Origin of the sequence: Fulvivirga kasyanovii (genome assembly GCF_009711405.1) — a bacterium.
In the GTDB taxonomy this organism is placed as follows: domain Bacteria; phylum Bacteroidota; class Bacteroidia; order Cytophagales; family Cyclobacteriaceae; genus Fulvivirga; species Fulvivirga kasyanovii.
Genome location: NZ_SMLW01000626.1, coordinates 1 through 20,337, shown reverse-complemented (window position 1 = coordinate 20,337; position 20,337 = coordinate 1). Strand labels below are relative to the sequence as shown.

The following is a 20,337-nucleotide window of genomic DNA, read 5'->3' as shown; positions in this document are numbered from 1 at the left end:
TATTTTTTCAATTTTAATTGCAATCCAATGCTTTTCGAAATAGTAGTTTATTCCATTGAGGCTGCCCTTAAAGCGCAGGAAGGGGGAGCAGATCGCATAGAGCTATGTGATAACCCGGGAGAGGGAGGGACTACGCCCTCCTATGGCGTAATTGAAGTAGTGAGACAGCATTTGTCCATTGATGTTTACATCATGATCAGGCCTCGGGGTGGTGATTTTTTGTATTCCAGTTATGAGTTTCATGCGATGAAAAGGGACATCAGCCAGTGCCAGCGACTGAGTGTGGACGGGGTGGTATTCGGTATATTGAACGCGGACGGAACCATAGATAAAAAACGCTGCAAGGAGCTGATCGATAAAGCAAGGCCATTGAAAGTGACCTGCCACCGTGCATTTGATATGGCCAGGGATCCCTTTGAGGCTTTGGAAGATTGCATCGAAGTGGGGTTTGACAGGATTCTAACATCTGGAGGACAGTCGAGGGCGATCGATGGCGTGGATTTAATTGCAGAACTTCAGAAGCGGGCGGCCGGAAGGATTATTATTATGCCGGGATCAGGGGTCAATGAGCAAACTGTGGGCGAAATAGTTAACAAGGCTAAAGTAAATGAAATTCACTTCTCGGCTATGAGTTATAAAGAGGGTGGCATGGATTATAGAAATGAGCAAATAGCCGGTATGGGTTCTGAGGAAGGAGCTGAATTTAAATTGCGTATTGCTGACCCGGAGAAGATCAGGAAAATGAGGGAGTTGGTTGAGTGAGGTCGCTTGAGTACCAGCAATAGAGGCACAAAAAATAAGGCCGTCAATTTTTTTGACGGCCTTATTTTTAATGATATCAGCTCATTAATTCACTTTCTGCTTAAACTTATCGAACCTTGAGGCTGCTTCCCTTGGAGGGAACGTGTTATCATCAGGGTTCGTGTCAGCAGTTTCCTCATTAGGGTCAAATTTGATGGCCGCAACTTCTTTTTCAAAGGCAAACACTTTGGTCACCTCCTTTTCATTCATCCTCCAGATCTCGGCAGGAATTTTCTCGGTCGTTTTGCTGCCATCGGTAAAGGTAAATTCAATGATCAACGGAGTTACCAGACCTCCTTTATTGGCAAACTTTACCTGGTAAAGATTTTTGTTTTCAAACTTTTGCATGATGGCCTTGTCATCTACCCGGTTCATGAATTCTCCATAATATCGTGGGTCTGTTTCTACCAAAGAAAACTCCTCGGGACCATTGCTGAAATCCATCGTTTTATTATCGCCTCCCTTAGCAGTAAGGTCGCCTTTCTTTACTTTTTTGCCCTTGTTCTCTATATCAGCACTTTCGGTGCGCATACGGAACCACTTCACTTCTTCAATGCCTACATCCACATGGTCAACCGTGTAGAACCAGCCTTTCCAGAACCAGTCCAGGTCAACTGCAGAGGCATCTTCCATAGACCTGAAAAAGTCTGCAGGTTTAGGATGCTTGAATTTCCACCTGTTGGCATATTCTTTAAAAGCAGCATCAAACAGTTCCGGCCCCATTACTGTCTCACGTAACACAGTAAGCGCTGCGGAAGGCTTGCCGTAGGCATTGTAGCCAAATTGCTTTACCTGCTCAGAGTTCGTCATGATAGGCCTGATATTGTCTTTGTCACCTTTCATATAGTCCACTACGCCTTTTGGTGTTCCCCACTCCAGGTCAAGGTTCGGGTAGCGCTCCCTTTTGGTTTCTTTTTCAAGGAAAGTGTTCAGTCCTTCGTCCATCCAGGTCCATTGTCTTTCATCAGAGTTAACGATCATGGGGAAATAGTTGTGTCCTACCTCATGTACGATAACACTTACCATGCCATCCAGCAATCTTTCTGAGATCACGCCATTTCTTGGCCTTCCAAAGTTGAAGCAGATCATAGGGTACTCCATACCCTGATTCGCTGCGTTTACTGAAATGGCTACAGGGTAAGGATAGTCAAAGGTTCTTTCAGAGTAAACCTCAAGGGTGTTTTTAACAGCTTTGGTTGATTCATCAGCCCAAAGCGGGTTGCCTTCTTTAGGGTAAAAAGACATAGCCAGGGGAGTATTGGTAGCCAGTTTTACAGCCTGCGCATCCCAGATGTATTTTCTTGATGATGCAAAGGCAAAATCCCTTACGTTCTTGGCTGCAAACTTCCAGGTTTTATTTTTTGTGGCCCTGCTTTTTTCGTTGGCGATGGCTTCTTCCTCAGTTACGATAAATACTGGCTTGTCAAAAGTTTTCTTAGCCTGCTCCAACCGGTCATACTGGGTTTTTGTAAGTACTTCCTTTGCATTGGTCAATTCGCCGGTAGCCGCTACGATGTGATCTGCCGGTACGGTAATGTTTACTTCATAGTCTCCAAAAGCAAGGGCAAACTCGCCCCTTCCTATAAACTGCTTGTTCTGCCACCCTTCATAGTCATCATAGACAGCCATACGTGGAAACCACTGCGCGCAGGTATAGGCATAGTTGTCATCGGCAGGGAAGTACTCATAACCGCCACGGCCATTCATCACCATGCGGTCGTAGATGTTATATGTCCAATCTATGGAGAAGGTGAAAGTATCACCTTTTTTCATAGGCTGAGGCAGGTCCACACGCATCATGGTGCGGTTAATGATGTATTTTAAAGGCTTGCCCGCGGCATCTTTTACAGCCTTAATTTTGTACCCTCCCTCATAATCCTCCAATGCCATTTGTGATTGGAATGATTTTGCAGTTGTAGAGTCTTTGATCGGCCCTGTTTTTGTTTGGGCATCGAGGTTTCCTTTGGCCCTTACGTTTTGATCAAGCTGTACCCATAGGTAGGTAAGTACATCAGGGGAATTGTTATAGTATTTAATGGTTTCGGAGCCGGTCAGTATTTGCTTTTTGTCATCAATGGCAACATCTATTTTGTAGTCAGCCTGCTGCTGCCAGTAGTTGACACCGGGAGCTCCCGAACCGGTCCTGTATGAATTTGGTGTAGGCAATTGTTGCCCCAACTGCTCAAACTTCTGTCCCCACTCTTCCTGTGCAAATGTGGTATTGGTGATCAAAAAAGTAAGAAGCAGCAAAAAAATGCTTTTGTTCCTCATCTTATTGGTATTATGGTTTGTCGAATAACACGCTAATCTAAATCATTTCGGTGAACGGTTAGTTCCTAATTATGCTAATTATGTGCAAAACTTTTATAAATGGTCTTAATAATGTGTCGGAATAAAAAAAGCCCCTGATTTTCAGAGGCTTTTGGTGATTGGCAGAAGTTTATTTTATTTCCCTTTCTTGTTTTTGAATTCATCAAACTTCGAGGGTACTTCCTTTCTTGGGAAAATATTGTCTTCCACGTCAGTATCCGCAGTTTCTTCATTAGGGTCCAACACGATGTTGGTCACCTCTTTCTCGAAAGCAAATACTTTAGTTGTTTTTTCTTCATTCATTCTCCAGATCTCAGCAGGTATTTTCTCTACCGTTTTTGTACCGTCAGCAAAGGTAAACTCGATGATCAGGGGCATTACAAGGCCACCTTCATTTTTAAAAGTTACCTGGTAAAGGTTTTTGTCAGCTACTTTTTGGATGATGGCTTTGTCATCAACACGGTTCATGAACTCACCATAGTATCTTGGGTCTGTTTCTACCAAAGAAAACTCTTCGGGGCCGTTGCTGAAATCCATGGCCTTGCCTTCTCCTTCTTTAGCTGTAAGATCACCTTTCTTCACCTTTTTGCCTTTGTTTTCGATGTCAGACTCTTCAGTCCTCAGCTTGAACCACTTCACTTCATCTACTGCAATATCTACATGGTCAACTGTGTAGAACCAGCCTTTCCAGAACCAGTCAAGATCAACAGCGGAAGCATCTTCCATAGTTCTGAAGAAATCAGCAGGCTTAGGGTGCTTGAACGCCCATCGCTGAGCATACTCTTTAAAAGCAGCATCAAATAGCTCAGGGCCCATTACGGTTTCCCTAAGGATGCTAAGCGCGGTTGCTGGTTTGGCGTAAGCATTGTTACCAAATTGAACTATCTGCTCAGAGTTTGTCATTATAGGCCTTATAAATGCTTTATCACCTTTCATATAGTCTACGATGCCTTTTGCAGGCCCTCTTCTTGAAGGAAAGTCATCATATTGCTCCTGCTCAGTCCGGTACTGAACGAAGGTATTCAGACCTTCATCCATCCAAGTCCACTGTCTCTCATCAGAGTTGATGATCATAGGGAAGAAGTTATGGCCTACTTCGTGGATGATTACGCCAATCATTCTGTATTTGGTGATATCTGAGTAAGTGCCATCTTCGTTAGGACGGCCAAAGTTGAAGCAGATCATCGGGTACTCCATACCTATCGATGCGGCGTGTACTGAGATAGCCTTAGGGTAAGGGTACTCAATGGTGTATTTAGAGTATGTTTCCAGAGTGTTTTTTACAGCCTTGGTTGACTCTTCTTCCCAAAGTGGATTACCTTCTTTAGGATAATACGACATAGCCATCGGGGTTTTAGTCTCCAGTTTAACGGCCTGGGCATCCCAAATGAATTTTCTTGATGTAGCGAAAGCAAAGTCCCTTACGTTATCAGCGTGGAAAACCCATGTAGATTTTTTGTTGGATTTGGTCTTCTCCCTTTCAATAGCTTCCGCTTCAGTAGCTATGATCACCGGCTTGTCAAATGATTTTTTGGCTTGTTCCAGTCTTTCTATCTGCTGCTTGGTTAGCACATCCTTAGGGTTTTGCAGGGTACCTGTAGAAGCTACAATGTGGTCAGAAGGAACCGTGATCTTCACTTTGTAATCCCCAAACGGCAGGGCAAACTCACCACGGCCGAGGAATTGCTTGTTTTGCCACCCTTCGTAGTCATCATAAACAGCCATTCTTGGGAAGAACTGTGCGATGGTGTAAAGGTAATTATCGTCTTTAGGGAAGTACTCCAAACCACTTCTTCCGCCAAGCTCCATTCTGTCGTTGATATTATAACTCCACTCTATCCCGAATGTATAAGACTCACCGGATTTCAAAGGTTGCGGCAGATCCACACGCATCATTGTTTTGTTGATGATGTATTTTAAAGCGTTACCACTTGCATCCTTTACCGACTTGATCTTAAAACCACCATCATAATCGGCTAACCCTAATCCCTGGGCAGCAAACTTTGCAGGCAGGGAATCTACAACAGCCACCTCCTGTACTTTGAGGGTATTGTTGCCCTGCTCACGTACATTCTGGTCTAACTGTACCCACAAATACCTCAGCACATCCGGGGAATTGTTAATATAGGTTATTTTCTCTTTTCCGGTTATGCTTTGGTTATTGTCATTTAACTCTACTTCAATTTCATAATTGGCCTGTTGCTGCCAATATTCGTTTCCAGGTGCTCCCGATCCTGTTCGGTATTCATTTGGGGTCGGAAGTTCAGTGCCCAACTGCTCAAACTTGCCTTCCCACTGTTTTTCCTGTGCTAAGGAAAAATGAAAAGGGAGCAGTACTGCCAGGCTTAAAATTACTCTCTTCATTAGGTTTAAAAATTTAATTCAAAAATTTTGTTTCTACTATCAACATCAGGGCAATACCAGCGGTTGCTGAAGAAATGACCATGCGCCAGTCCCTTCTTTTGACACCAAAGATATCGACCAATATAAAACTAATTATAAGGAAAACTGCAACGATTATTATTTGACCCACTTCTAATCCGATGTTAAAGGCTAATAGCGGGGATACGATGGATTTTTCCTGGCCCAGAATGCTTCTTAAAAAGTTGGAAAACCCCAACCCGTGAATTAACCCGAAAAATAGTGCCAAAAGATAGTTGGTCTGTATTTTGCTACTTTGAATGGTGCGCTCCTTCTTGAAAAGGTTAGAGAGTGCTGTCAGAAATATAGTCACCGGAATGAGGAATTCGATCAGGTCGCTATCAAAATTAACAATACGAAGGGTGGCCAGTGCAAGCGTAATAGAATGACCAATAGTGAAAGCAGTAATCAAAATAAGTACATGCTTCCAGTCCTGAAGTATATAAATGGCACAAAGAGCTATAACAAAAAGGATGTGGTCATACCCATTGACGTCAAGGATGTGATCAATCCCCAACTCAAAATATAATCCGAATTCTGACATAAACGATTGATTGTTTTAGGACCCAAGTTTAATCTATATTTGTGAGACTTGTTAAATATATTTATACCAATGCGTAAGTATTTCATGTTAGTGGCAGTGATATTTTTGTCGTCTTTTATGCACCCTATCCATGTGAGTGTGTGCGACATAGAGTTTGACCGGGAGAGAAATGCTCTTGAAATTGTTCAACGAATATTCCTGGATGACCTTGAGCTGGCTATCAGGAACCATAATAGCAACCAACGAATTGATCTGTTGGACCCAAAAGGCACTACTACCGATGAACTGGTAAAAGCATACCTTAAAGCCAATTTCAAAATTTCTGTCAATGGCAAAGCCGAAGCCCACAACTACCTCGGCCATGAAATTGAAGGCGACGCTCTTTATGCTTATATGGAAATAGAAAAGGTAAAAAAACTAAACTCCATTCAGGTGCATAGTGAAATACTGACCAGTGAATATGACGATCAGGTAAATCTGGTGCATGTGGAGGTGGATAAGGAGATCAGGAGTATGAAACTTACCGGTGATCGTAAAATCGACAGACTGGAGTATAACAAGTGACCATACAGCATTTTGCATAAATTATTTTAATTGGCTATGTTTCAGTCAAATAAAAAAACTGCACTATGCTTTATAAAGAAATATTTCTTGCTATTATCCTGCTTTCGATATCCTCTGCTCTAAGTCAGGCTTCAATAAAATTTTACAGGTTTCTGTTCTGACGAAGGTTTCGACCTGTATCTGAAATGCAATGGGTTTAACGAACCAATACATTGATTCCGGTCAGTCTTACAATTTTATCGGGTCGTCTTGAGCCCTAAAAGTTTAACTGTTTTACCCCATATAAGCAGATTCCTCCATGTTTCGAATTACCATTTTTCTATTGTTTTTATCCGTTTGCTTCAATGCTCCTGCCCAGAAACCGACAGTTGAAAAGCAACTGCAAAAATACAGTGAGCAATTTGCCAGGGCAGAAAGCAGCGAGAACCGAAGGAAAGCGCTGGCTGTCTTCAACGAGCATGTATTAAAAGGTATCAGCTCAGGCAAAAGCACGGATTTGCTACCTTATCTGACCAAAGTATATGAACATAGCACGGATCAATGGAAGCAATATCCTATTCAGTATGCCGATCTTAATTACCTGCTAGGACTTTGCTATACAAATCTTGGTGAGTACGTATCTGCTCTGCCATTTTGTGAATTATCGGAAAGCTTAGTTGAAAAGCAGAGTCCTCAGGATACCGTTAAGCGGATGAAACGAAAGATTATATTAAGCCATCTGTATGCAAGTACCGAGCAGATCCATAAGGCCATTGAGATCAACGAGGAAGGGTTGGCTCTGGCCTCTGCACAGGGAGATCCAATGATGCTGTTCCGGTTTTTAATGAATGGAGGCAACGCTTACCAGTATAAGGGAGAAACAGCGCTGTCTATCGGATATTTTAAAAGAGCCTATGAAATTATAGAGTCGGCCAATAACAATCCGTATTTTTTACAAGCTGTCAAAACCAATATGGGAGCATCCTATATCTCTTCGGACAGACCAGAGCTGGCCAAAGCTGAATTATTGGATGCTCTGACCATAGCCAAAGAAGGAAACAGAAATGCTACAGGAGAGGTCTACGATGATCTCTCCACGGTGATTTTATTTGATGACTTGTCTAAAGTTTATACTGACCTTGAGCGATACGATAGCGCACTATATTTTGCGAATAAGACCATAGAGGGCATTAACCGGGTCTTTCCGGAAGGCCACGCCTATTATGGTGAGTTCCTTCTTAACCTTGGCATTGTATATAAGCATAAAGGAAATTACAAGAAGGCAAGGGAAATACTGGAGGAGAGTATTGAAATAAACCATAAATACAGAGGAACCAAAAATATTTTTTCGGCTTCCGGCTACGCTGTACTTGCTGACATTGAGATGGAATCCATGCAAACAGCACAAGCACAGAAGCTTTATCAGGAGGCTTTGGAGGCCATATATCTTGATTATGAAAGTGGGTCTCCCCACAATAAGCCATCCCTGGAAGATCAATGCCTGAGTCCCAAAGAGGCCATTAAAATCCTTCATAAGAAAGCCAGGGCATATATGACTGAATATAGGGCTCATAAGGATACTGCTTCTCTTCAAAGGGCGTATGAAAATTATATTATTACCTCGCAATTTATTGCCGGCTTTAAAGCTAATCTGAATGAGGTAAAATCAAGATTATTGTTTTCTTCAAATTTTAAGCAAGTATATGAGCAAGCTATTCATGTGGCATACACTCTATATAATACGCATGGACGAAATTCATATTTAGAGCAGGCGCTGAACTGGATGGAAGATAATAAAGGGAATGAATTGTTTACTGCTCTGAACCTTTCTCTGCTTAAACAGCACAAAAATGATAGCTTATTTGATATGGAGGCTGATTTAAAAGCGACTATCTCCTTTTATGAAAGTAAGCGGGCTTCCTTGTGGGGCAAGGGCGACTCTTTGGAGCTACAGGACTACAACAGCTCGCTTTTTAGTAAGCGTCGTGAACTTGACAAGGTAATATCTGCACTACAGTCGAAGTACCCGGATTACTACGCAGCAAAATATGGTAATCAGCATATAAGCCTGGAAAATCTGGCCAATTCGATATTACAAGATGGGCAAGCGGTATTGTCCTATTTTATGGGAGGGGAAAATACTTACCTGATAACACTTTCCGGAGATAAGTTTGATTTTAAGATGATCGGCCAATCCCGGGAACTTAGCAAGCAGATGAGTCTTTTCGGTGAAAAGGTCAAATCCAGATCTGCCGATATTGATGATGAAGCAAATTGGCTGTACAGTCACTTAATCCCCGAGGTGTTGAAGGAGCGGCAAATAGCACAACTTGTAATTATACCTGACGGTGTCTTAAATTTTCTTTCTTTCGAAGCGCTTAAGTCTGTAGATAGACCCCAGAAATTTTTGATCAATGAATTTGCAGTGACCTATAGCCCGTCAATAAATTTTTTGTTGCATCAACGACCTTCACAACCTATATCCTCCGCACTTATTTATGCGCCTGAATTTGTAGCATCTGAAACAGAGACCAGGGGCGGAAATGCTTTGGCAGCATTGCCTAATGCAAGACATGAGGCTCAAAATATTGCCGGCCTGTTTGATACGGAGCCACTTTTAGGCAATGTCGCTACAGAAACCCATTTTAAGAGCCATGGAAAGCAAATGGGTTTAATTCATCTGGCTACGCATGCCATGGTTGATCCCAGTGATCCCAAATTTTCCAGATTGGCATTCAGTATAGAAGGAGATTCACTCAATGATGGTTTTCTACACCTTTATGAGTTATATAACTTACAACTGCAAGCGGAAATGGTTAGTCTCAGTGCCTGTAATACGGGAGAAGGGCAGTATTATGAAGGTGAAGGGGTAATGAGCCTTGCCAGGGGCTTTATGTATGCCGGGGTTCCCAACGTAATGATGAGCCTCTGGTCTGTACCTGATCAATCCACTTCTACGATCATGCAAAGCTTTTATGGCTATTTGAAAGAAGGCATGTCAAAACCTGAGGCCCTCCGTAAGGCTAAGTTGGACTATCTTTCAACTGCTGATGCCAATACGGCTGCCCCATATTTTTGGAGTGGGTTTGTATTCATTGGAAAACCAGAAGTAGGGCAACCTAAAAATGACAGCTACATTTACGCAGGAGCCGGAGGCATTTTATTGCTTATTGGCGCTGCTTACTTCTACTCCCGACGAAGAAACGGAAGATCATAGTTTACCGGCTATCTCAGCAGCTTCATCAGCATAGCTGCTTCCTGAGCCGGCTATTTGTTCGAACTGTGCTTTTGCCTCATCCATTTGCCTGGTTTTCAATAAGCTTAATCCATAATACCATGCTGCCGGGTCGTAAAACCGGGAAGCGGGCCCGATGTTTTTAAAATAGGGAATAGCCTGATCCGCATCACCGGTTGCCAGTAGCGATTGACCTATATAAAAATTCAGAACATCATTCTGCGGGTCAGACTGAAGTTGCTTAGCAAGCTTTTCAATAGCCTTTTGGTAGTTCTCTTGTTCATAGTCAGCCAGGGCATCAGACCGTACTCCTTCGTCAGACCTGTTTACAGGGCTTACTATGTTAGGGTATGGTAAATAATACTGACTGTAGATATCGCTACTACCCCTGTTGGCAAAGTTAAAAATGACATATCCGAGGCCAACCAATATAAAAAATGATGCTGCGACTTTCCATCCCCAACTTTTAGCAGGCTTATTTTGATACTTTTTTTCCTCGGCCTGTAACAGGTATTTAAGGCGCCTGCTTCCATGTAGCTCGATCCCTTTTTGAATATCCTGCGCCAGTTCCAATTCATCTTTAAGGGCAGCGTTACTCTTTACCTGCTCAAGAAAGCTTTCTTTCTCCGCTGAAGACATCTCGCCCTCAAGATATCTGTTGATAATATCGGTATAACCTTTATCCTCCATGCTATATATCTTCAGAATTGAACCGGTCGCTGATCATCTTCTTCAATTGATTAAAACACCGTAGTTTTTGCGATTTTGCTACATGCTCATTTTTGTAGCCTAGCCTGGACGCAATGGCATCCATAGTAAACTTATCGAAATAAAACATCCGTAAGATGGACTTGCATGGATCTCCCATACTATCCAACATTCCGGCGATCACCTTTTGCCGTTCGGTGGCTTCAAAAGGGTCTTCATCATCAAAACCGGGGTTAGACTCAACGGCTTCATTGCTTACAACCATTCTTGAACTTTGGCTCACCCTTTTTAAGGCCAGGTTTTTTCCAATGCCAAACAGGTAGGTTTTTAACGAGCTTGATAACTGTTCCAGCTTGCCTTGCCGGATATTTTTATAAATAATGATCACGGCATCCTGAAAAACATCGGCACCTTCCTGCTCTGTCAGGCTGTAGTTATTATAGCCCCAATGGAGAAACTCCTTTCTGTAGCTATCATATAAGGTCATAACAGCCTTATCATCACCCCTTTTGATTCTATCAACTATCTCCTGATCTGTCCGCTCCAACCTTCTGTGTTTATTAATGTTCCGAAAAATTGAATTGTAAACATCTTATTTAAATCCCGAAGATAAACATACCCGACCGCAGCACAAAAACATAATTTTTTTTACATAAAAGTTTACAATTCTATATGCCGCTGAATAAAGGCCGCGAATCAAATTATTTGAAATTAAAAACGAGGAAATATGAAACGAAGTAAAATCAATCTTTTAACCTTTTTTAACATGCTTTCGCTGGCTTTGCTGCTGACTTTAGTGAGTTGTGGTGATGATGATGGCGGAGACCCCACACCAACGGGAACGCTAATGGCAGATGCCGGGCCGGACCAGCTTGTATCTGTTGGGGATGCCGTGGTGTTAGATGGCAGTGGTTCTTCTGACTCTGAGGGTAATGCATTTACCTTTCAATGGGCGATAACCAACTCCCCTGCCGGTAGCACTGTGACGTTAAACAACCCTACTACCGCTGCTCCAGGGTTTACGCCTGATGTAGCCGGTAGTTATACTATTGAGCTGACCATTTCCAATGAGAACGGACAAAGCTCTGATGAAGTGAGCATAACAGCCGAAGAGGCTATAGCACCGGAAGAAATAGGAGGTACGCATGATAGTGACCTCACACTTGTCAACCGTGTGTCTAATCCGGCCAAACCTGATTATATCGCTTCCAGCAATGTGAATATGAGGGCAGACCTGATCATTGAGCCGGGCGTAAAGATCGTCTTCGAAAGCAATGTGGCCCTGAATATCGAGTCCTCCGGAGCGATACTGGCAGAAGGAAGTGCCAGCGAACCTATAGTAATGACCGGAACAACAGAAAGTAATGGATTTTGGAAAGGTGTGGGTGTATTCTCCAGCGATGTTAGAAATGTGATGGACTATGTTCAGGTTTATTATGGAGGAAGTGCTGAATATGGTGGTGGGCTGTATGCCAAATTCAATGTAGGTATTGAAAATGGTGATAAGATGAAGGTCACCAACTGTACGATCGCTCAAAGTGGTGACTATGGGTTATATGTAGAAAAAGGTGGTGCACTAACCGGTTTTGCTAATAATACCTTTAAAAATAATACAGGTATGCCTTTGGCCATAGATGCCAATAATATGACACAGATGGATGCCAGCTCTTCATTTACCGATAATGGTCACCAATATGTAGAGCTGTTTGGATCAACCTTGAGTCTGGGTACAGAATCTATCTGGACAGCCTTTGCTGATGGTACACCATACTGGGTAACAGGAGACATCCATGTGGAGAGTGGACTGAAAATCAATGAAGGTGTTGTTATGGAGTTCGGTTCAGATCTGGACATGTCCATTCAGGGTACGGGTTACATTATTGCCAAAGGAACTGCTACCAACAGGGTTAGCTTTTTAGGTAAGGCAGGCACGGCAGGTTCCTGGAGAGGCATCCATATTTTCACCAACGACACTAAAAATGAGTTTGATTATGTGGAGATAGCCCATGGGGGAAGCAATGAGCCCGGTGGTGGCCTTTATGTATTGGCTAATCTCGGAATTGAAAATGGGGACAGAGCTAAAGTCACCAATTCTATCATTCGAGATAGCAATGGTTACGGTCTGTATGTAGAAAAAGGTGGAGCACTGGAAGCCTTTGCCAATAATGAGTTCAAGAACAATGTGGGTACAGCCATGGCATTGGATGCTAATCAAGTACATCAATTGGACGAGGCCTCTACTTTTAACACGGGTAATGGAGACAATAGTGTCGAAATTATAAGCTCTACATTAGAACAGGGTGCAACCGAAGTAACCTGGGTAGCTTTGTCTAATCAAACCCCTTACTTCTTTTCTGGCAATGTGGCTATTGAGTCCGGGTTGGTCATCAACGCAGGAGCCAACTTTGAAGCAGGTACGGATATTCGCGTTACTGTAGGTGGAGATGGTTACTTAAGTGTTGAGGGTACAGCAGCTAAAAAGGTAAGCTTCACCGGTAAAACAAAGTCTCCCGGTGCCTGGAGAGGCATAGGTTTCTTTACCAATGATGTGAGGAACCTGATTGATCATGCAGTAATAAAACACGGCGGAAGTGCAGACCTGGGCGGAGGCCTCTATGCCAAATTTAATGTTGGTGTTGAAAACAATGACCAACTGGTAGTGACCAACTCAACCATCTCTGACAGTGCAGGGTACGGTATATTTGCTGAAAGTGGTTCGACACTTACAGCCTCGGGCAATACCTTCAGCAATAACGCTTCCGGTAATACCAACTAATATTAAAGTAAAATTGATCTTCCTGAATGAGGCTGTCCCTGAAACACGGGGCAGCCTTATTTTTTTAGAGGAAACTCACGATAAACATCCCAGTTTTTGCCATTATGCTTTAGCAGTATGATTTTGTCTGCCGTGAAAGAGGCATTGAATTCCTTACTTTCAAATTCCTTCCAGGCTTCAAAAAAGGCGGGCTTTTTAAGATCACGGAAGGCGAGGGTCATGTGTGGGTTGAAGCCTCTGTCTTTATAGTCAGCATTAAAAATATTCAGCGAAATTTTCATCACCTTTTTGAGGTCGTCGTGTAAGTCTTCCAGGGCGGGTTGCCTGTGAAGGTCCACGTAGATCACCCTTGGTTTGAAGGCTCCAAAGTTTTCGAGGGAGAGATCAAAAGCTTGTCGGTTGTCGGTCAGGTTTTCAAGGGTGCGGAATATCTTTTCTTCTTTCTCCTCGTCCCACCGGAAGGGCATATGCAGGGTTATGTGTGGAGGGGATTTAAGGGCAGCTTTGGAATTATATTGTTCGGCCATGTGAGCCTTGAATTCAGCTATCTGGCTATAGATTGGCTCGGGAGGAACAATGGCAATGAAATAAAGCTGCTTCGGTTCTTTCATTATTCTGGAAAAAAATAAGGGGCCAACCCGTTTACCGGTGTGGCCCCCTGTTAATTATAAATTTTCTAACACCCAATCGGTCATCAAAGTAAATAAATGCATGCGTGCATTGTCTTTGTACACAGCGTGGGCCCTGTCAGGGTAGTAGAACGAGTCAAATTGCTTGCCTGAGGCAATTAAAGCATTTTGAAGAGCTACCGCATTTTGAAAGTGTACGTTGTCATCCCCGGTTCCATGTATCAGCAGGTAATTACCTTTTAGTTTCTCCACATGGCTTGTGGGTGAATTATCGTCATAACCTGAAGGGTTATTTTGAGGAGTGTCCATATATCGTTCGGTATATATGGTGTCGTAGAACCTCCAGTTGGTCACGGGAGCAACAGCCACTGCCGCTTTGAAGACATCGGCGCCTTTAAATAATGCCAGAGAAGACATATATCCTCCGTAGCTCCAGCCCCAGATACCAATTCTGTCTTTGTTAACGTAAGGCAGGTTTGCCAGGTATTTGGCTCCTTCGATATGATCTTCTACTTCGTACTTACCGAGCTGCTTATAGGTGATTTTTTTGAACGCAGCGCCCCTGCCGCCCGTTCCCCGGGTATCGATAACGGCTACTATATAACCTTTTTGCGTTAGTAACTGGTGCCAGTAGTAATGGCTGCCACCCCATGAGTTAAGCACGTTTTGAGATCCCGGGCCACTGTACTGATAAATAAGTACGGGGTACTGCTTGTTAGCGTCAAAATTTTCGGGCTTAAGCATATATCCGTTAAGGATGGATCCATCCACGGTTTTGAATGTGAAGAACTCCTTGGGCTGAAGTCCATATTCGCCTGCAACAGACTCCAGTTTTTTGTTGTCTTCCAGCAACTTGATTTTCTTATTGCCATCCGTTTGGTAAAGCGTTACTTTCAACGGTTGTGTGGCACTTGAATAGTAATCGATATAATATTTTTGATCACCACTCATATCAATGGCATGAGTGCCTTCTTCTCCTCTTAAGAGCACCTTGTTTTTGCCTTTCAGGTCAATGGAGTAGAAATTCCGTTCCATGGGGGACTTTTCTGTGGAGGTGTAGTAAACCGTAGCCTTCTTGCCTTTCTCATTTACACCTTCAAGAGATCTTACCTCCCAGTTTCCGCTGGTGATCTGGTTTTTCAACTGGCCGTCAATGGTATAAAGGTACAAGTGCTTAAAGCCGCTTTTTTCACTGGCATGGATAAAATGTTTACCATCTTTCAAATAAGTAAGTTCATCCACAAAGTCAACATCTACATAGGTATCGTATTTCTCAGACAGAATTTCCTTCACCTCACCGGTATTCGTATTAAGGTGCAGGATGTCCAGCTTGTTTTGCAAGCGGTTCAGCCTGACGAGGGAAAGCGTTGAAGGGCTTTCTGTTCTCTTGATCCGGGCGATATAGAATTCCTTTTCGCTGCTAAGTTTAACGGACTGCTTTTTGTCATTTGCGAGAGAATAAACCGTTCCGGTCACTACCGAGTTATCTTCTCCGGCTTTGGGGTACTTGAAACGATAGTCTTCAGGGTAGAGCTGGCCATTGTGCCATACCTGCATGTTGTACTCCCTGACACCGCTTTCATCAAAAGTCAGATAAAAAAGATTTTTACCGTCACCTGACCATTCAAAGGCCCTGGTGAAAGAAAGCTCTTCCTCATACACCCAATCCGTGCTACCATGGATAAGGTGGTTAAACTTGCCATCCTCTGTTATCTGTACCTCCTTCATATCGCTGAGGTCTACATAGAAAAGGTTATTTTCCCTTACAAAGGCCACTTTGGAACCATCCGGAGAGAAGGTAGCATAGGACTGAGGCCCACCCTTTGAGAGTTTATTTAATTTTTTGCCGCTGAGGTCATACACATAAAACTGTGCTTTGTATGATCTTCTGTAAATGCTTTCGCGGTCGGTCATTAACAGTACTTTACTTTCATCAGCGCTAAAGGTGTAACTGTTAAAAGTAACTTTAGGGTTGAGTTGATCACCGTCCAGAATGGTTTCAACTTTTTCTCCGGTTGTTACATCAAATTTCACAATATCATTGCCTTCCTGGGCACTGTAATAACGGCCGTCATTCATCCAGTTGATGCCGTAGACACTCTTTTGGCTAAACGTGCCTTTTTGGTACAGGTCCGCAACGGTGATGTCCTTCTTGTCCTGGGCAGAAGAAAGACTAATGGTCCCAACTGTGAAAAGCAGGAATAAAAAGTTTTTCATAAATACTGAAGTTTGTTTAAGCAGTAAATTTAACGATTGAAATGCTCTTTTCCAGTACCGCTCAAATAAGAGGCAAAATCTCATTGAGATAGGTTAAAATGCTTCAGGTATAGCTGCTGTACGGTTAATCTGGCGTAACAGGGACTGGGATTTCCAGCTTCATTTTAACCGGCTTACCAGCTTTTTCGGCCGGTTTCCATTTCATATCTGCTTCTTTTATGGCCTGTTCAGCCGCTTTTTCTACTGCTCTTACAACCTCGCTATCTTTATGATAATAGGTGCCGGACACGGCCTTAACCTGGGCTACATTACCACTTTCATCAACCACAAACTCTACAAACACTGTAGCTTCTGGTGTGTTTTTGTCGGCTCCCTCAGGGTATTCAAAGTTTTGATCCAATATTTCGTAGTAAGCATCGTACCCCCTCAAAGGTGCTGCAGGCTTATCAATTCCTTCATTATAGGCTTCGCGGTTTCGCTCCCGGCTTTCATAGAGTTCCTCCATCCGTCTGGCAAATTTCTCCAGGTCAGCAGGGCCGTCAACACCGTCTATCTCAACCTGATAATTGCCTTTTACGGTAGTGATCCTGCCTTCATCAGTCGGTAAATAAGCATACTGCATTTCCGGGTATTTGCGCGCAAACTCATAAATGACTGAATCTTCAATGCCTCTCTCGTCACTCTCGAAATGGTCAGTAGTGCGTTTTGAGCTTACTTCAGTGGAATCAAATTCAGTCCTATCCGTATCTTCTTTTTCAGCAGGGCCGCACGCAGATATCAGCAAAAGAAGTACGAAGGATACTATTAATCTATTGTTAGCATGTTCCATAGCAAAGAATGGTTGATTCACATTAGCTAAGTAAAAAGATCATACCATAATCCGGATGTGTGGTTAATTCATCAGCAGTGAGGTCTCACTAATCCGGAAGAGGAAAAATGTGGAGATAATTGCTCAGGAGAAACGTGTAATGGTATTCATGGCCTGCTGATAGTAACCGCCGCCAAATAAATTTACATGTACCAAAAGAGGGTATACGTTATATATATCAAACCTTTCTTCATAGCCTGGCTCCATAGGGAGTATGTTTTGATAAGACTCGTAAAACTCCCTGTCAAAGCCACCAAATAAGCGGGTAAAGGCCAGCTCTGTTTCCCGGTGTACAAAGGCTACTGCAGGATCGATCAATACAGGGTTACCGTTGGGGCCGGTCATGAGGTTTCCACTCCAGAGGTCGCCGTGTGCGAGTGCGGGTTTTTCTTCCTTCAAAAGGCCCGGCAACGCCCTTTCAAACCGGCTGTACTTTTCCATATCGGAGCGGTTGAACCTGCCATGCTCCAGGGCCAGTTTTACCTGGGGCAGCAGCCTGTTGTTGATGAAGAAATCGACCCACCGGTCTTCATTATGGTTATATTGGTGGAGTGAACCAATGTAGTTGTGATGGTCCAGGCCATATTTACTGCGTGTGGTTTTATGCAGACAAGCTAAAGCCTCCGCCAGATCAACCCAGTAAGTTTTTGCCTTGGGGCCGGTTGCGATATGCTCCATGACTATGCAGGAATACTGGCTGCCCTCGTATACCTCAAGTACCTCCGGTACCTGTATGCATTGGGGCTCTGCCAATAGTTTAAGCCCCATAGACTCGGCAGTGAACATTTTAGGAAAAGTTGTGGAGGCATTCCATTTCATGAAGAATTCTCCCTTTTCCGTTTCTATCCTGCCGCCGTTATTGATACAGCCTCCGGATGCAGGCCTGAAAGACTGTAGCTCACCGAAGGCTGATTCGCAAAAATTTAATATTTCCTGTGGTATACTGTTAATCATGGTTTAGTGCCTTGTCCAGATCACTGATCAGGTCATTGGCATCTTCAATCCCGACAGATAAGCGCAGCAAGTAATCAGAAATCCCCACCTTGGCCCTTTCTTCGGCCGATATTTTTGAATGGGAAGTCTGACGTGGGGAAGTAATCGTGCTTTCAATACCCCCGAGGCTCATAGCTGGCTTGATCATTTGAAGTGCCTTCACAAACTTGTCAGGGTCTGTTTTTACCTCAAATGAAAGCATTCCCCCAAAACCGCTCATCTGCGATTTTGCCAGTTCATGACCTTCATGGTTTGTTAACCCGGGATAGTAGACTTTGTTTACCTTTTTATGTGAATCCAGGAACTCACTGATGGTTTGGGCGTTGCTGTTCTGCTGTCTTACCCTTAAGGCCAGTGTTTTCAGGCTTCTTTCGAGCAGGTAACACATTTGGGCATTCAGGCTGCCCCCAAAGTGTATGGCCGATTCCCAGATATGCTGTCCGAGTTCATTGGAAGTTACTGCTATACCACAGCAGATATCGCTGTGCCCGCCCAGGTACTTTGTGCCACTATGTACCACTACATCAATACCCAGATCGACCGGATTTTGATTGATCGGCGAGGCAAAAGTATTGTCAATCACTGACACTATATTATTGGCCTTAGCCAAACCGGCTATGGCTTTGATATCTATGATCTTTAATAACGGGTTTGATGGCGTTTCTATGTAAAGAAGTCTGGTATTTGGCTTTATCGCTTTTTCATAATCCGAAACCTCCATGCCATCAACAAGGGTATACTCAATGCCGTACTTCTCCATCTCTTTGGTAATGGCGTGATGGGTACCTCCATAGAGATCATTCTGGAATACTGCATGGTCTCCCTGCCTGAGCAACGCAAATAAAGTTGTTGAAATAGCTGCCATGCCTGAGCCGAATGTAATGGCCCGCTCTCCGTTTTCCAGAGCTGCCAGTTTTTCCGATACTACCCGCTGGTTAGGCGTATTAAAATATCGTGGATAAGCATGAATGTCAACATCTATGTAGTCATAGGCTGTTGACGTGTAGATAGGGGTTACCGCTCCTCGTGTTACAGGGTCTATTATTGAGCCACTATGTACACATTGTGTTGCTTTGTTATTACTTTTCATTATTTCCATTTAATGACTGCGCCATGTTTTTGAACATTGATATAATCCGGGATCGAGTCCAGTATTTCTTTATGTAAGGCTTCCACCAGTTTTCTTTTCAGATAGCTCTTATGCATAACCAGGCTTACTTCCCTTACAGGTTTGGGATCTTCAAAAGGCCTCAGCTTGGCTTTGGCCGCTTTATCAAAATCCAGCGTGGCAAGCTCTGGCAGCAAAGTCATGCCCCCATGCTTATCTACTATTTTCTTTAGTGCTTCCAGTGAGCCACTTTCATATTTAAACTGAGAATCACGGTCTTTGTAAGTATGGCAAAGGCTCAGCACCTGGTCGCGGAAGCAATGCCCTTCATTGAGCAACCATATTTCATTGGCCGGTATGTTGTTTATGGAAAGTTTTTCCTCCTTATAAAAAGGACTCCGATAGTTGACATAGGCATAAAACTCCTCATAAAACACTGGCTTGGTTACCAGGTTGGCGTCTTCGTAGGGAGTAACAATAATGCCGATGTCCAGCAATTCATGCTTAAGCTTGCTTACCACCTGCTCAGTGATCAGCTCCTCAACCTTAATCTTGATCTTCGGGTATTTCTCAATAAAGCTGTTAATAAAAAGAGGTAATAAGTAAGGCGATAAAGTAGGGATGATCCCAATTCTGAGCTCACCGGCCATTTCACCTTTTTCTTCATCCACTATCTGTTGAACCTTTTTCGACTCAGCCAAAATTACCCTGGCCTGCTCTATGATACGCTTACCAATATCCGTAGGGCTCACCGGTGATTTGCTTCTGTCGAACAGCAGTATGCCAAGCTGTTCTTCAAGCTTATGCACTTGCATGCTCAGGGTCGGTTGAGTGACAAAACAGGCCTCGGCAGCCTTACCAAAATGTCTGTAATTGTCTACCGCTATTACATATTCGAGTTGAATCAGGGTCATTGCTAAAAGTTTGGCTGAAAATTACATAAATATACCAGAAAGGATGAGCCTGCTCTATGTTGATTTAGGATTGAAGTATAAAAAAATGCCCCTGAACCTATTGCAGGGTCAATAATTAAAGTTGGTGATATGAAAAAAAATTAATAAATTTTATAACCCCATCATGTTTATATCACATAAATATCTATATATTAGAAGTTTATTACTACTTATGTTTTACTAAAAATTATAGTTATGGCATTTAATGGAAAAGAAGGTAAACCAATTACT

15 protein-coding genes are annotated in these 20,337 nt (G+C 43.1%); 4 read left to right on the top strand and 11 right to left on the bottom strand.

The window, feature by feature from the left end; all coding sequences use genetic code 11:
• The first annotated feature begins 27 nt into the window (after positions 1-27).
• Positions 28-762, top strand: coding sequence for a copper homeostasis protein CutC (locus E1163_RS20885; protein ID WP_155174408.1), 735 nt, complete (start codon positions 28-30; stop codon positions 760-762).
• Between the two features lie 84 nt (positions 763-846).
• Here the strand turns inward: E1163_RS20885 and E1163_RS20880 are convergent, their stop codons facing one another.
• From E1163_RS20880 to E1163_RS20870, 3 genes are all read right to left on the bottom strand, one after another.
• A complete protein-coding gene (locus E1163_RS20880) occupies positions 847-3,072 on the bottom strand; it encodes a M1 family metallopeptidase (RefSeq protein ID WP_155174407.1) in 2,226 nt (741 codons plus the stop codon).
• A gap of 174 nt (positions 3,073-3,246) precedes the next feature.
• A complete protein-coding gene (locus E1163_RS20875) occupies positions 3,247-5,475 on the bottom strand; it encodes a M1 family metallopeptidase (RefSeq protein WP_155174406.1) in 2,229 nt (742 codons plus the stop codon).
• Between the two features lie 13 nt (positions 5,476-5,488).
• Positions 5,489-6,076 carry a HupE/UreJ family protein gene (locus E1163_RS20870; RefSeq protein WP_155174405.1) on the bottom strand — a complete coding sequence of 196 codons (588 nt, stop codon included), beginning with the start codon at positions 6,074-6,076 and terminating at the stop codon, positions 5,489-5,491.
• 69 nt (positions 6,077-6,145) lie between these two features.
• On the opposite strand from E1163_RS20870, the gene E1163_RS20865 reads away from it, so the two are divergent.
• Both E1163_RS20865 and E1163_RS20860 read left to right on the top strand, forming a co-directional pair.
• On the top strand, positions 6,146-6,640 hold the full coding sequence (locus E1163_RS20865; RefSeq protein ID WP_246223801.1) for a DUF6702 family protein: 495 nt from the start codon (positions 6,146-6,148) through the stop codon (positions 6,638-6,640).
• Positions 6,641-6,938: 298 nt separating this feature from the next.
• Complete coding sequence (locus E1163_RS20860; RefSeq protein WP_155174404.1) at positions 6,939-9,836, top strand: CHAT domain-containing protein; 2,898 nt, start codon at positions 6,939-6,941, stop codon at positions 9,834-9,836.
• On the opposite strand, the gene E1163_RS20855 is transcribed toward E1163_RS20860, so the two are convergent.
• Entirely contained in the window at positions 9,831-10,544 is a 714-nt protein-coding gene (locus tag E1163_RS20855) for a tetratricopeptide repeat protein (RefSeq protein WP_155174403.1), read from the bottom strand. The genes E1163_RS20860 and E1163_RS20855 overlap by 6 nt on opposite strands.
• A 1-nt stretch (position 10,545) precedes the next feature.
• Complete coding sequence (locus tag E1163_RS20850; RefSeq protein WP_155174402.1) at positions 10,546-11,109, bottom strand: RNA polymerase sigma factor; 564 nt, start codon at positions 11,107-11,109, stop codon at positions 10,546-10,548.
• Positions 11,110-11,289: 180 nt separating this feature from the next.
• Here E1163_RS20850 and E1163_RS20845 point away from each other — a divergent pair, with 180 nt between their 5' ends.
• Positions 11,290-13,338 carry a PKD domain-containing protein gene (locus tag E1163_RS20845; protein ID WP_155174401.1) on the top strand — a complete coding sequence of 683 codons (2,049 nt, stop codon included), beginning with the start codon at positions 11,290-11,292 and terminating at the stop codon, positions 13,336-13,338.
• 56 nt (positions 13,339-13,394) lie between these two features.
• Here E1163_RS20845 and thpR read toward each other — a convergent pair whose 3' ends face one another.
• The 6 genes from thpR to E1163_RS20815 form a co-directional block, all read right to left on the bottom strand.
• Positions 13,395-13,949 (bottom strand): RNA 2',3'-cyclic phosphodiesterase, encoded by a 555-nt coding sequence (thpR, locus tag E1163_RS20840; RefSeq protein WP_155174400.1) that lies wholly within the window; start codon positions 13,947-13,949, stop codon positions 13,395-13,397.
• Positions 13,950-14,003: 54 nt separating this feature from the next.
• Positions 14,004-16,184, bottom strand: coding sequence for a S9 family peptidase (locus tag E1163_RS20835; protein WP_155174399.1), 2,181 nt, complete (start codon positions 16,182-16,184; stop codon positions 14,004-14,006).
• A 124-nt stretch (positions 16,185-16,308) separates the two neighbouring features.
• Complete coding sequence (locus tag E1163_RS20830) at positions 16,309-17,013, bottom strand: energy transducer TonB (protein WP_155174398.1); 705 nt, start codon at positions 17,011-17,013, stop codon at positions 16,309-16,311.
• A gap of 123 nt (positions 17,014-17,136) precedes the next feature.
• Positions 17,137-18,006 carry a fructosamine kinase family protein gene (locus E1163_RS20825; RefSeq protein WP_155174397.1) on the bottom strand — a complete coding sequence of 290 codons (870 nt, stop codon included), beginning with the start codon at positions 18,004-18,006 and terminating at the stop codon, positions 17,137-17,139.
• On the bottom strand, positions 17,999-19,135 hold the full coding sequence (locus E1163_RS20820) for a trans-sulfuration enzyme family protein (protein WP_155174396.1): 1,137 nt from the start codon (positions 19,133-19,135) through the stop codon (positions 17,999-18,001). The genes E1163_RS20825 and E1163_RS20820 overlap by 8 nt, the downstream gene beginning before the upstream one ends.
• Positions 19,135-20,067: a hydrogen peroxide-inducible genes activator gene (locus tag E1163_RS20815; RefSeq protein ID WP_155174395.1), complete on the bottom strand. Its 933-nt coding sequence runs from the start codon at positions 20,065-20,067 to the stop codon at positions 19,135-19,137. Before E1163_RS20815 ends, E1163_RS20820 begins: the two co-directional genes overlap by 1 nt.
• Positions 20,068-20,337: the final 270 nt, after the last annotated feature.